The sequence below is a fragment of the Kitasatospora sp. NPDC057738 genome (assembly GCF_042798815.1).
Taxonomy (GTDB): Bacteria; Actinomycetota; Actinomycetes; order Streptomycetales; family Streptomycetaceae; genus Kitasatospora; species Kitasatospora lactacystinica.
In genome coordinates, this window is record NZ_JBHVJT010000028.1 from 77,578 (window position 1) to 89,401 (window position 11,824).

An 11,824-nucleotide genomic window follows, 5' to 3' on the forward strand; every position below is an offset into this window, starting at 1 on the left:
AACGACGGCGGATGGACCGTCAACTGGCATTCGTTGGCAAGTGCGCGTGTACGCGTCGACGCGCGTAGAAGGACGCGCGTAGAAGTGTGCCGTGCGGCCCGGGGTGGTGGATAGCCCCCGGACCTGTCCAAGAGGTGAGATCTTGGCGACTCGTTCGTGACGGGAACGGGGGAGGTCCGGGGTGGTAGGGCCGGATGGCGGATGGCGGATGGCGGATGGCGGATGGCGGGCGGCGGGTCAGGACGGCGGACGGGGGGCAGACGGCGGGTCCGGACGGGGGGTCAGGACAATTCGCCCATGAGCCGGTCGATCTCGTGGCCCAGCCGGAGCGCCGGGTCCGGATCGTCCGGCCCCGCCCACGGCTGCCAGGTCCGGGCCCGCAGGTAACCGGCCACCGCGACCGGCAGCCGGTGCCGGACGATCCGCTCCGCCACCGGGCCCGGGCCGGCCGCCCGCAGCGCCGCCAGCAGGCCGTCCACCCCGGCGGAGGGCGGCAGCGGCACGCTGTCCAGGTAGGCGGCCAGCGCCACCAGCTCCGGATCGGGCGCGGGGGGCCGCTCGGGCGCCGGGCGCCTCGGCTCCCCGTGCTCCGGCTCCCCGCGCCCGGGCGCCCCCTCCGGCGTGTGTAGCCCCTCCTGGGCGTGCGCCCCGGAGGTCTCGGCGCCGCCGAGGGCCGTCCCCGCTCCCGTCCCCGTGCCCGTTCCGGTGCCGATCCCCGCGCCCGCCCCGGCCCCCGGCCCGATCCCGGCCCCCTCGCGGGGCCTCGGGGCGGGCGTCAGCAGCGCGCCCACCCCGTACAGTCCGACCACGACCCCCGGCCACCAGACCCCGCCCAGCCCGGCGAAGTGCAGCCCCAGACCGACCGCGCCGCCGGCGCAGCCGACCAGGTTCCGGGCCGACTCCAGGTAGCGCAGCACCCGGGGGCCGAACCCGTCACTGGTAGCCACGGATCTCCTCGAACACCCCGTCCAGCGAGCCCGTACCGTCGAACAGCTTGCCGCCGCTCAGGTCCGCGATCCCCTGGAGCTGGCCCACCGCCGCCTCCCCGAACTTGATCGGGAACACCGGGATCGACTTCTCCCCGGCCGGCAGCGCGTCGTGGAAGCGCTTGAAGTCGCCGTCCGTCGCACCGGCGTTGCTCTCCCCGTCCGTCATCAGCACGATCGAGGTGAACCGGTCGTCGCCGGCCGCCGCCTGCTGACGCTCGATCACCCGGTACGCCTCCTCCAGCGAGGAGTACACCGCCGTCCCGCCCGAGGCGGCCAGCGACTGCACGTCCGCGTCGATCGACGCCAGCTCCGTCTCCGGGCCCGGCCGGCTGCCGGTGGCCGGCACCACGTGGGTCTTGGTCCACTTCACCGCGGAGGCGAAGGAGAGCAGCGTGATCTCCTCGCGGTCCCGGAAACGGCGCGTCCCGCGGGTGTCGTCCGCCCCGGTCAGCCGGCCCAGCGCGCTCTTCAGCGCGGCGATCCGCGAGCCCTCCATCGAGCCCGAGGTGTCCAGCACGTACACCGTCCTGGACGGGCGGCGCAGCTCGTTCTGGTACGAGGCCAGCAGACCGTCCGCGACCGCCCGGGTGCCCGGGAACGGCAGCTCCCGGCGGCGGTCCGCGGGCAGCCCGGCGGCCGGGGCCGCGCCCGCCGTCACCGGTCGGCGCAGCGTCGTCTCGGAGATCCGTTTCTGCACGTCCTCCTTGAGCAGGTACGCGGACAGCCGCTGGAAGGAGTCCCGCTGCTCCTGCGCGGCGGAGGACATCAGCGAGAGCGGGTAGTCCGCAGACACCACGCCGTCCGCCGGCCGCACCACCGTCAGCTGCTGCTGCGGCGGCAGCGTCCTGTTCAGCGACAGCAGCACCGACTCGTAGTTCACCAGCGCGCTCACCGTGCCCGACTCGGCCCGGGCGTACGCCTGCGCCAGCCAGCCGGAGGAGCCGGAGGTCAGCTTCTGGCCCTTGAAGAACTCCTTCAGCTGCGGACCCGCCTTCTGCATGTCCGCGTCGGTCAGCGCCGCGCCCGCGCCGGAGAAGGCCGAGGCCACCGCGACGAGGGTGGAGAAGCCCGAGTTGGAGCGGGACGGGTCGGCCATCCCGTACGGCAGCTTTCCGGCCGCCGCCGCCGCGCCGACCTGCGCCCAGGTGACCTTGGAACCGTCGCCCCAGCCGAGTTCGCCGAGCGCCGAGGAACGCACCCCGATCGCCACCGGCGACACCATCACCGGGGTCTCGGAGACCACCTTGGACTTGCCGGCCGGATCGAGCCGCAGGTACTGGTTCGACGGGAACCACACGGCGTCGTACTTGCCGTCGGCCCGGCCCGAGGAGACGGCGTCGGCGCCGTCCAGGGTGCCCGTCCAGGAGAACTGCACGGTCACCCCGGTGGCCTTCCGGGCATCCTCCAGGACCGGTGCCAGGTCCTGGAGTTCACTGCCCGCCAGGACGCGCAGCACGCCGGGGCGGGCGGTCTCGGCGGGCGGATCGGTGGGCTTCGGGGCGGGGTTGTCGCCGCCACCGGAGGAGGTGCAGGCGGTGGCCGCGGCCAGCACGGCGGCCAGCGCGGCCGTGAGCCAGCCGCGGCGCTTCATCGGGATGGTCACTTGGTCCCCTTCGCCGCGTTGGTCAGCTTGAGCAGGTTGTCCAGCGAGGGCAGGGTCGCCTGCTTGACCTTGGCCGCGGTCAGATCGGGTGCGAAAGTCGGCTTCTTCTCCCGCATCAGGTTCGCGAAGGCCTCCGGTTTGGCCTGCGGACGGAGCCCGAACCCGGCCTCCAGGCCGCGGAGCACCTCGTCGTTCTGGAGGGCGTCGGCGAGCTTGCGGCCGTTGTCGGTGTGGGCCACGACGGTGTGGTCCGAGTAGACCGTGGTGTCCGGGTACAGCACCACCATGTCCCCGGTGGGCTTGCCCTGCAGCGACAGGGCGGCGGCCTGCGACTCGTACGCGAAGATCAGCGGGCTGCCGATCCCCGCGCCGAAGTCCCGGAACGGCTCGTCGCTGCTGCTCTTCTGGATGCCCTGCAGCGCGTTCGCCTTGTACAGGACGTCCTTGACGGCGGCGACGCCGGCGTCGTCCGACACCACCTGGTGGTTGTTGGCGATGTAGGAGAGCAGCGCGAGGTACATCGCGCCCGAGGACGAGCTCTCCGGGTCGGTGGTGGTCACGAAGAGCTGACCGGACAGCTCGGGATGGGCGCCCGCGCCGGCCAGATCCTCCCATCTGCGGTTGCCCTTCAGCGCGTTGACGTACTCGTCCATCCGGAACGTCCACACGCCGGTGGCGTCCAGGTCGGCCAGCTTGTTGTCCCTCAGGACCTTGGCCACCGGTTCGTGCGCCACGATCACCAGCGGCGAGTAGAACGGGACCATCGGGGAGTCCTGCAGCTTCCAGATGCGCTGGATCTCCCGCGCCGGTGCCGAGCTCGCCGGGAAGGCGAAGTCCAGCCCCGGCGTCCTGCCCGCCTGGTCGCTCATCGTCCAGGAGCCGGTGGAGTCCGTCCGGACCACCAGGCCCTGCTTCGCCAACTCGGCCTTGACGTCGTCGTTCTCGAAGAAGGCGCGCTTCTCCGAGCCGATCAGGCCGGTGACGGTGACCGTCGTGGTGGTGTCCTTCTTCCGGTCGTCGGGGATCAGCGCGAAGGCGACCCCGCCCAGCAGGGCCAGGGCCGCAACCACCCCCAGTGCGCGTCGCATGCCGAACGCCTCCCCCTCGTCCGCTCCTTCGTCCGGGTGGTGACCCGGGGCGCCCCGGCATCCACCCGGGGGTGACGAGCGTCCCGCCGGGCGGGGAGCGGCGGCGGAAGCGGCGGTGAACCAGGGGTGAACACCCCTTCACGGAATCGCATCGGCAGGCGGCGCGGGAGGCGCGGGAGGCGTACGGGCGGCGCGCGGCGGCGACGTGGAGCGGGGCGCTCGCACAGCGGTCCGAGGAAGTGTCAGATTGTTCAACTCGCCTTACCGCAACGGTCATCCCGCAGTCCGGACCCGCGTCGTGGTTACGCGCCGGTAATGCCTAGTCTCAGCACTATGCGCCGAGCAAAAATCGTCTGTACCCTCGGGCCCGCCACCGACTCGTACGACCAGATCAAGTCCCTGGTCGACGCCGGGATGGACATCGCCCGACTGAACCTCAGTCACGGCTCGCACACCGAGCACGAGGAACGCTACCGCCGCGTCCGCAAGGCCGCCGACGAGACCGGCCGCAGCGTCGGCATCCTCGTCGACCTTCAAGGCCCGAAGATCCGGCTCGACACCTTCGCCCACGGACCCGTACTTCTCGAACGCGGCGACGAGTTCACCATCTCCACCGACAACGGCGTCGTGGGGGACAAGGACCGCTGCGGAACCACCTACTCCGGGCTCGCCGGGGACGTCAGCCGCGGCGAGCGCATCCTGGTCGACGACGGCCGGGTCACCCTGGAGGTCGTCGCCGTCGACGGGCCGCACGTGCGCTGCCTGGTCATCGAAGGCGGCCTGGTCTCCGACCACAAGGGCCTCAACCTCCCCGGCGTCGCCGTCTCCGTCCCCGCACTCAGCGACAAGGACGTCGCCGACCTGCGGTGGGCGCTGCGCACCGGGGCCGACCTCATCGCGCTCTCCTTCGTCCGCAGCGGGCGGGACGTCGAGGACGTCCACCGGATCATGGCGGAGGAGGGACGCCGGGTCCCGGTCATCGCCAAGATCGAGAAGCCGCAGGCGGTGGAGAACCTGGAGTCCGTCGTCGACGCCTTCGACGGGATCATGGTGGCCCGCGGCGACCTGGGCGTGGAGATGCCCCTCGAACAGGTCCCGCTGGTCCAGAAGCGCGCCATCAAGCTCGCCCGCCGCAACGCCAAGCCGGTCATCGTCGCGACCCAGATGCTCGACTCGATGATCAACACCTCCCGGCCGACCCGCGCCGAGGCCTCCGACGTCGCCAACGCCGTCCTGGACGGGACGGACGCGGTGATGCTCTCCGGGGAGACCTCGGTCGGCAAGTACCCGGTCGAGACCGTCAAGACCATGGCCCGGATCGTCGAGGCCGCCGAGAACGACATCCTGGCCGCGGGCCTCCCGCCGCTCACCACCGGCAGCAAGCCGCGGACCCAGGGCGGCGCCGTCGCCCGCGCGGCCGCCGAGATCGGCGACTTCCTGCACGCCAAGTACCTGATCGCCTTCACCCAGTCCGGCGACACCGCCCGCCGGCTCACCCGCTACCGCTCGCCCATCCCGGTGCTCGCCTTCACCTACGAACCGGCCGTGCGCAGCCAACTCGCCCTCACCTGGGGCGTGGAGACCTTCCTCGGCCCGTTCGCCCCGACCACCGACCAGATGGTCGAACAGGTCGACGCGGCACTCCTGTCGCTCGGCCGCTGCCAGAAGGGCGACATCGTCGTCATCACGGCGGGTTCGCCCCCCGGCCTGGCCGGCTCCACCAACCTCGTCCGCGTCCACCACGTGGGGACCCTGGACGCCTGAGGTTCCCGGCGGCGCGGCCCTTCCTCGGACGGGCCGCGCCGCTGTCAGTACTTCGGGCCGATGTGGGTGTCCATGAGGGCGACGGAGACGTTTGTCGCGCCGGTGGCGCGCGCGGCGGCCTTCCACCGGACGCCGACGGCGTCGAGGGCGGCGGTGAAGAGGCCGATGATGTCGGTCGAGGTGTTGGTGAAGAAGTAACGCGGGTACTCGTAGCGGCGGACCACGCCGTCGACCGTCCTGGTCGTCCAGTTGGTGATGCGGCAGCCGTCGGAGTGGATCAGGCCGCGCAGGAACGCCCAGGGGTGGGCGTCGACGATCGCCTGCTGCCAGGGCTCCAGGGCTATGGTGCGCTCGTGCTTCTTGCCGGGGCCGTGCTGCGGGAAGTAGCACGGCAGGTGCTTCGAGTACACCTTGACGTTGTGGCAGCCGGGGCGCCGAACGCGGCAAGGGGTGAGGGTGGGGAAGACCTGCCTCATGGCCGCCTCGACGGCATCCATGATTCCGGGCCACTTGTCGTCGCAGGCTATGAACAGACTGGCGGTCCGGTGCTGCTTCGGGTGGCTGATGTGACCGTCGCCCAGGTAGAGCCCGAGCAGGTACGAGTACGCGGGGCGGTCGAGATCGTCGCCGTAGCAGTGCGGGCAAGGGGAGCGCCTGCGGCCTGGGAGCTCGCCGCGCTTGGCCAGATCGCGGTGCTTCCACCAGGAGACCGTGCCAATGGGAAGGCCGAGTCGACGAGCTGTCTCAGCGGTGCCGGCGCCACGCCGCAGGAGGTGGACAGCTTGTTCGCGAACGGAGAACTCGTGCATGGTGCCGAGCGTGTGCGAATGTTCCGGACCGGTCGGGCGAATGGTCGAAAGTCCACTCGAACCGGTGAAGATCGCCAACCATTGCCCGAGTGGCGGCTTCCTTTGATTTGAAGGAAAAGTGCCCCGAGTGGGATTCGAACCCACACTGTATGGTGTTTGAGACCATTGCCTGCTGCCAATTGGGCTATCGGGGCCTACGAATCGAAGCCCAAGGGCTCGACCGACTGACTCAAACATACCGTGTCTAGGTACCCTCGTGCATGCAGTACCCCGCCGGAACTAGGAGCCCCGTGAGCACCGCCGACGAGCAGGCGCAGCCGCTTGAGACCGATATGCCCCAGATCACCCGGATTGTGATCGCCGAGGACGAGGCGCTGATCCGCCTCGACCTCAAGGAGATGCTCGAGGAGGAGGGGTACACCGTCGTCGGTGAGGCCGGTGACGGTGAGACGGCGGTGCGGCTGGTGGAGGAGCTGAAGCCGGATCTGGCGATCTTCGATGTGAAGATGCCGGTGCTGGACGGGCTCTCCGCGGCCGAGCAGATCCACGACAAGCACCTGGCGCCGGTCCTGATGCTGACGGCGTTCTCGCAGCGGGAGCTGGTGGACCGGGCGCGGGACGCCGGGGCGATGGCGTACATCGTCAAGCCGTTCTCGAAGTCGGACCTGGTGCCGGCGATCGAGATGGCGGTCTCCCGGTACGCCGAGATGCGGGCGCTGGAGAAGGAGATCGGGGACCTCAGCCAGCGGCTGGAGACCCGGAAGCTGGTGGACCGGGCGAAGGGTGTGCTGCAGACCAAGTTCGGGCTGAACGAGCCGGCCGCCTTCCGGTGGATCCAGAAGACCTCGATGGACCGCCGGATGACGATGGCCGCGGTGGCCGAGGCGGTCATCGAGGAGGGCGAGGCCCAGGACCGCAAGAAGGCGGACGAGGCCAAGGGCGAGTAAGAGGTACGGGAAGGGCCCGGCAGAACGTTTCTGCCGGGCCCTTCGCCGTGTGTGCGGGCTCAGTCCTCGCCGAGGTAGGCCTTGCGGACGGACTCGTCGTGCAGGAGGTCGGGCCCGGTCCCGGAGAGGACGATGCGGCCGGTCTCCATGACGTACCCCCGGTCGGAGAGCGAGAGCGCCGCCTGGGCGTTCTGCTCGACCAGGAGGATGGTCGTACCGGAGGACTTCAGCTCCACGATGGTGGACATGATCTTCTGCATCATCAGCGGCGAGAGCCCCATCGAGGGTTCGTCCAGCATCAGCAGCTTGGGCCGGGACATCAGCGCCCGTCCCATCGCGAGCATCTGCTGTTCGCCGCCGGAGAGCGTGCCGGCGGCCTGGCGCCGGCGTTCGCCGAGGATCGGGAACAGGCCGTAGGCCCGTTCGACGTCGGCGGTGATGCCGGCGGCGTCGGTGCGCAGGAAGGCGCCGAGGAGGAGGTTCTCCTCGATGGTCATCCGGGGGAAGATGTGCCGTCCCTCGGGGGAGTGGGCGAGGCCGAGGGCGACGATCTTGTGCGCGGGGACGGTCGAGAGGTCCTGGCCGTCGAAGGTGATCCGCCCGGCGGTGGGCTTGAGCAGGCCGGACAGGGTGCGCAGGGTGGTGGTCTTGCCCGCGCCGTTGGTGCCGATGAGGGTGGTGACCTCGCCCTGTTCGACGGTGAAGCCGATGCCCTTGACGGCCTCGATCTTGCCGTAGGCGACGCGGAGGTCCTCGACCTCGAGGAGTGCGGTCACTGGTCGGTCTCCGTAACGTTCTCCGGAACAGCCGGGGTGGTGCCTTCGAGCGGGGCGCCCAGGTAGGCGGTGATGACGCGTTCGTCGTTCTGGACGGTCTCGCGGTCGCCCTCGACGATCTTCTGGCCCTGGACGAGCACCGCGGTGCGGTCGCAGAGGTTGAAGATGAAGCGCATGTCGTGCTCGATGACGAGGACGGAGACGCCCTTGTCGCGGATCGCGAAGACGAGTTCCTCGGCGGCCCGGGTCTCCTGGGGGTTCATGCCGGCGGTGGGTTCGTCGAGCAGCAGCAGGCCGGGTTCGGAGGCGAGGGCGCGGGCGATCTCCAGCTTGCGCTGCTCGCCGTAGGGGAGGTTGCGGGCGAGGTGGTCGGCCTTCTCGGCGAGGCCGGTGAACTGCAGGAGTTCCATGGCCTTCTCGCGGCTCTCGGCCTCGGCGCGGTGGTAGCCGGGGCCGCGCAGGACGGCGGAGAAGATGCCTTCCCTGGTGCGGGTGTGCCGGCCGACCAGGACGTTCTCCAGGACGGTCATGTTGGCGAACAGCCGGATGTTCTGGAAGGTGCGGGCGATGCCGGCCTGGGTGACCAGGTGGGGCTTGGGCGGCAGCAGGGTGTCGCGGAAGCGGACGGCGCCCTCGGTGGGGACGTACAGGCCGGTGAGGCAGTTGAAGAAGGTGGTCTTGCCGGCGCCGTTGGGGCCGATGAGACCGATGATCTCGCCTTCGCCGACGGTCAGGGAGACGTCGTTGACGGCGGTGAGGCCGCCGAAGCGCATGGTGACGCCGGTGACTTCGAGCAGGGGTGCGGCGGTGGTGGTCATCGGGTCGGTCACGCCCCTGCCTTGGTGAGTGCGGTCGGCTCGCCGGTGGCCTGGGCCGGGAGGGCGGCCTCGTGGAACTCCAGCTGCCGGCGCCGGTTGGGGATGAGGCCTTCGGGGCGCACCCGCATCAGGACGATGAGGGCGGCGCCGAAGGCGAGGAGCTGGTAGTCGGCGAGGAATTCGAGCTTCTTGGGGATGAGGAAGAGCAGGGTGGCGCCGGCCAGCGGGCCGCTGATGGTGCCCATGCCGCCGAGGATGACGGCGGCGAGCAGGAAGGCGGAGTTCGGCGGGAGGGCTTCGGCGAAGGTGTACTGGTCGGGGGTGACGGTGTAGCTGACGTGGGCCTGGACGGTGCCGGCCAGGCCGGCCAGCAGGGCGCCGAGGGCGAAGGCGAGCAGCTTGAGCCGGAAGCCGTTGATGCCCATGGCCTCGGCGGCGGTCTCGTCCTCGCGGATGGCGACCCAGGCGCGGCCGATGCGGGAGTCGCCGACCCGGGCGAAGACCAGCACGACGACGGCGGTGACGAGCAGCATCAGCAGGTAGTAGTTGGAGAAGCGGCCGAGTTCGACGCCGAGGACGGTGTGCGGCTTGCCGAGGTCGAAGCCGAGGATCTCCAGGTCGGGGATGCGCGGGATGCCGTTGGAGCCGTTGGTGACCTTGGGGCCGGTGGTGCCGTTGAGGTTGAGCATGGTGATGCGGAAGATCTCGCCGAACCCGAGGGTGACGATGGCGAGGTAGTCGCCGCGCAGCCGCAGGGTGGGGGCGCCGATCAGGACGCCGAAGATCATCGAGACGACGGCGCCGGTGAGCATCGCGGCCCAGAACGGGAACTGGACGTGGATGGGCGAGGCGGGGGAGCCGGAGACCAGGGCGGCGGCGTAGGCGCCGACGCCGAGGAAGGCGACGTACCCGAGGTCGAGCAGGCCGGCCAGGCCGACGACGATGTTGAGGCCGAGGGCGACGGTGGCGAAGATCAGGATGTTGGTGGCGACCGAGGTGTACTGGTCGCTGGTCTGGGTGAACGGGAAGCCGGCGGCGGCGGCGAAGGCGGCGCCGGTGGTGACCGGGCGGTGCTTGACGGTCAGCGCGCGCAGCCGGGCGAGCAGGCCGGACTTGGCCAGGGCGGGGACGGCGAGGGCGACGAACAGCAGGTAGCCGGTGAAGAGTTCGCCGTACTCGGTGTCGATGCCGAAGGTGATCGCGAACAGTCCGGTGCCGAAGGCGAGGACGATCAGCAGCACCTCGACCCAGGAGGGGAGCGCCCGCGCCGCGGCCAGCGGGCGGTCGATCCGGCCCAGCCGCAGTGCGCTGTTGGCGAGGTGGCCGAGCTGGAGCAGCAGGACGGCGCCGGCGGCGATGGCGAGGCCGCCGGCGAGGGCGGTCAGGACCGGGGCGACCGGCTTGTCCGTGGGGACGGCGTGGGCGCCGAACCAGGCGGCGGGGGCGACCGGGACGAGCAGGAAGAGGCGCTTGTCGAGGATCCGCAGCGGGACGGTGGTGCGGCGGTCGAGCGGCAGGGCGAGGGCGCCGAGGACGGAGATCAGGCCGCCCGCGGCGAGCACCCAGCCGCCGGGTTCGAGGTTGGCGAGGCCGCCGAGTTCGGCGGAGACGGCGGCGACGGCGTAGACGGCGACGGCGAGGGCGCCGGTGGCGGCGAACAGGACGGCGTTGTTGCTGCGGGTGGGGGCGGCCCAGCGCAGTCCGGGGACGCCCTGGGCGGCGAGCAGCAGGACGAGGGTGAGCAGCCCGGCGGCGAGGGCGAGCCACTGGAGGCCGGCCGGGGAGCCGTAGTACGTGAGGTCGCCGGGGAAGTCGGAGGTCCAGGTCCAGGACATGGCGGCGGAGGCGGCGGTGGCGAGGGCGCCGAGTGCGGTGACGGCGGCGGCGGCGCGGGCCGGCAGCGGGATGACCGGGGTCGTTTCGGTGCGGGTGGTGGTCATGGTGGTCACGCCCTGTCCGCGACGCGCTCGCCGAGCAGGCCCTGGGGCCGGATCAGGAGCACGAGGATGAGGAGTACGAACGCCCAGACGTCCTTCCAGGCGCCGCCTCCGAAGAGGTGCATGCCGGGCAGGTGCTGGATGTACCCGGTGGCGAGGGCTTCGGCGAGGCCGAGGGCGAGGCCGCCGAGCATGGCGCCGTAGATGTTGCCGATGCCGCCGAGGACGGCGGCGGTGAAGGCCTTGAGTCCGAGGATGAAGCCCATCCGGAAGTCGACCTGGCCGCTGCGCAGCCCGTAGGCGACGGCGGCGACGGCGGCGAACGCGGCGCCGATGGCGAAGGCCATGACGATGATGCGGTCGGTGTCGATGCCCATCAGCTTGGCGGTGTCCGGGTCCTGGCTGGTGGCCTGCATGGCGCGTCCGGAGCGGGTGCGGGTGACGAACCAGCCGAGGGCGAGCATGCACAGCGGGGCGGCGATGATCAGGAAGAGGTCGCTGCGCTGGATGGTGACGGAGCCGAGGCTGAACGGGTCGCCGGGGAGCTTGGGGAAGACCCGGGCCTTCTTGGCGTCCGGGTAGAAGGAGAAGACGAGCTGCTGGAGGAAGATGGACAGCCCGATCGCGGTGATCAGCGGGGCCAGTCGGGGGGCGTTGCGCAGGGGGCGGTAGGCGAAGCGCTCGGCGGCGACGGCGGTGAGGGTGGAGACCAGGATGCCGGCGATCAGCATGAGCGGCAGGGCCAGCCACAGGGTGGTGCCGCCGGGGAGGGCGAGGTAGGCGGTCAGGGCGCCGAAGCCGCCGACCATGACGATCTCGCCGTGGGCGAAGTTGATGAGCTGGACGATGCCGTAGACCATCGTGTAGCCGATCGCGACGAGTCCGTAGAGGGCGCCGAGGATCAGGCCGTTGGCCAGCTGCTGCGGTAGGTCGTGCACCGCTGGGCCTCCGTAGTGCGTTCGGGGGTGTCTGTCCGCGTGGGTGGTGGATGTGGGTGCGGGGGGGGGGGGCTGGGGGTGCCCCGCGCTTAGGGGGGGGTCGAGGGGGGCGTGGTGGTTTGTGTTGGATGGGCGTCGCCCCCCGCAGAGCTTAG

10 protein-coding genes and 1 tRNA gene are annotated in these 11,824 nt (G+C 71.0%); 2 read left to right on the plus strand and 9 right to left on the minus strand.

What is annotated here, in order from left to right; genetic code table 11:
• Window positions 1–281: 281 nt before the first annotated feature.
• The 3 genes from ACFVGO_RS17770 to ACFVGO_RS17780 are packed head-to-tail and all read right to left on the minus strand — an operon-like array spanning window position 282 to window position 3,680.
• Window positions 282–947 carry a hypothetical protein gene (locus ACFVGO_RS17770; protein WP_380632649.1) on the minus strand — a complete coding sequence of 222 codons (666 nt, stop codon included), beginning with the start codon at window positions 945–947 and terminating at the stop codon, window positions 282–284.
• Complete coding sequence (locus tag ACFVGO_RS17775) at window positions 934–2,592, minus strand: extracellular solute-binding protein (protein ID WP_380632652.1); 1,659 nt, start codon at window positions 2,590–2,592, stop codon at window positions 934–936. Before ACFVGO_RS17775 ends, ACFVGO_RS17770 begins: the two co-directional genes overlap by 14 nt.
• Window positions 2,589–3,680, minus strand: a complete 1,092-nt coding sequence (locus ACFVGO_RS17780) for a hypothetical protein (protein ID WP_359910155.1) — start codon at window positions 3,678–3,680, stop codon at window positions 2,589–2,591. The genes ACFVGO_RS17775 and ACFVGO_RS17780 overlap by 4 nt, the downstream gene beginning before the upstream one ends.
• A 333-nt stretch (window positions 3,681–4,013) precedes the next feature.
• Here ACFVGO_RS17780 and pyk point away from each other — a divergent pair, with 333 nt between their 5' ends.
• Entirely contained in the window at window positions 4,014–5,444 is a 1,431-nt protein-coding gene (gene pyk / locus ACFVGO_RS17785; protein WP_380632655.1) for a pyruvate kinase, read from the plus strand.
• Between the two features lie 44 nt (window positions 5,445–5,488).
• Here the strand turns inward: pyk and ACFVGO_RS17790 are convergent, their stop codons facing one another.
• Together ACFVGO_RS17790 and ACFVGO_RS17795 are read right to left on the minus strand one after the other, a co-directional pair.
• On the minus strand, window positions 5,489–6,253 hold the full coding sequence (locus ACFVGO_RS17790; protein WP_380632657.1) for a helix-turn-helix domain-containing protein: 765 nt from the start codon (window positions 6,251–6,253) through the stop codon (window positions 5,489–5,491).
• A gap of 119 nt (window positions 6,254–6,372) precedes the next feature.
• Window positions 6,373–6,447 (minus strand) — tRNA-Leu (locus tag ACFVGO_RS17795).
• Window positions 6,448–6,585: 138 nt separating this feature from the next.
• On the opposite strand from ACFVGO_RS17795, the gene ACFVGO_RS17800 reads away from it, so the two are divergent.
• Window positions 6,586–7,200: a response regulator gene (locus ACFVGO_RS17800; protein WP_359914233.1), complete on the plus strand. Its 615-nt coding sequence runs from the start codon at window positions 6,586–6,588 to the stop codon at window positions 7,198–7,200.
• Window positions 7,201–7,259: 59 nt separating this feature from the next.
• Here the strand turns inward: ACFVGO_RS17800 and ACFVGO_RS17805 are convergent, their stop codons facing one another.
• Genes ACFVGO_RS17805 through ACFVGO_RS17820 form a run of 4 tightly spaced genes read right to left on the minus strand, consistent with a single transcriptional unit; the run spans window position 7,260 to window position 11,669 of the window.
• Window positions 7,260–7,976 carry an ABC transporter ATP-binding protein gene (locus ACFVGO_RS17805; RefSeq protein WP_359914214.1) on the minus strand — a complete coding sequence of 239 codons (717 nt, stop codon included), beginning with the start codon at window positions 7,974–7,976 and terminating at the stop codon, window positions 7,260–7,262.
• Window positions 7,973–8,794, minus strand: coding sequence for an ABC transporter ATP-binding protein (locus ACFVGO_RS17810; protein ID WP_359914230.1), 822 nt, complete (start codon window positions 8,792–8,794; stop codon window positions 7,973–7,975). The genes ACFVGO_RS17805 and ACFVGO_RS17810 overlap by 4 nt, the downstream gene beginning before the upstream one ends.
• Before the next feature lie 8 nt (window positions 8,795–8,802).
• Window positions 8,803–10,734 (minus strand): branched-chain amino acid ABC transporter permease, encoded by a 1,932-nt coding sequence (locus tag ACFVGO_RS17815; protein ID WP_359914227.1) that lies wholly within the window; start codon window positions 10,732–10,734, stop codon window positions 8,803–8,805.
• Between the two features lie 5 nt (window positions 10,735–10,739).
• Entirely contained in the window at window positions 10,740–11,669 is a 930-nt protein-coding gene (locus ACFVGO_RS17820; RefSeq protein WP_359819021.1) for a branched-chain amino acid ABC transporter permease, read from the minus strand.
• Window positions 11,670–11,824: the final 155 nt, after the last annotated feature.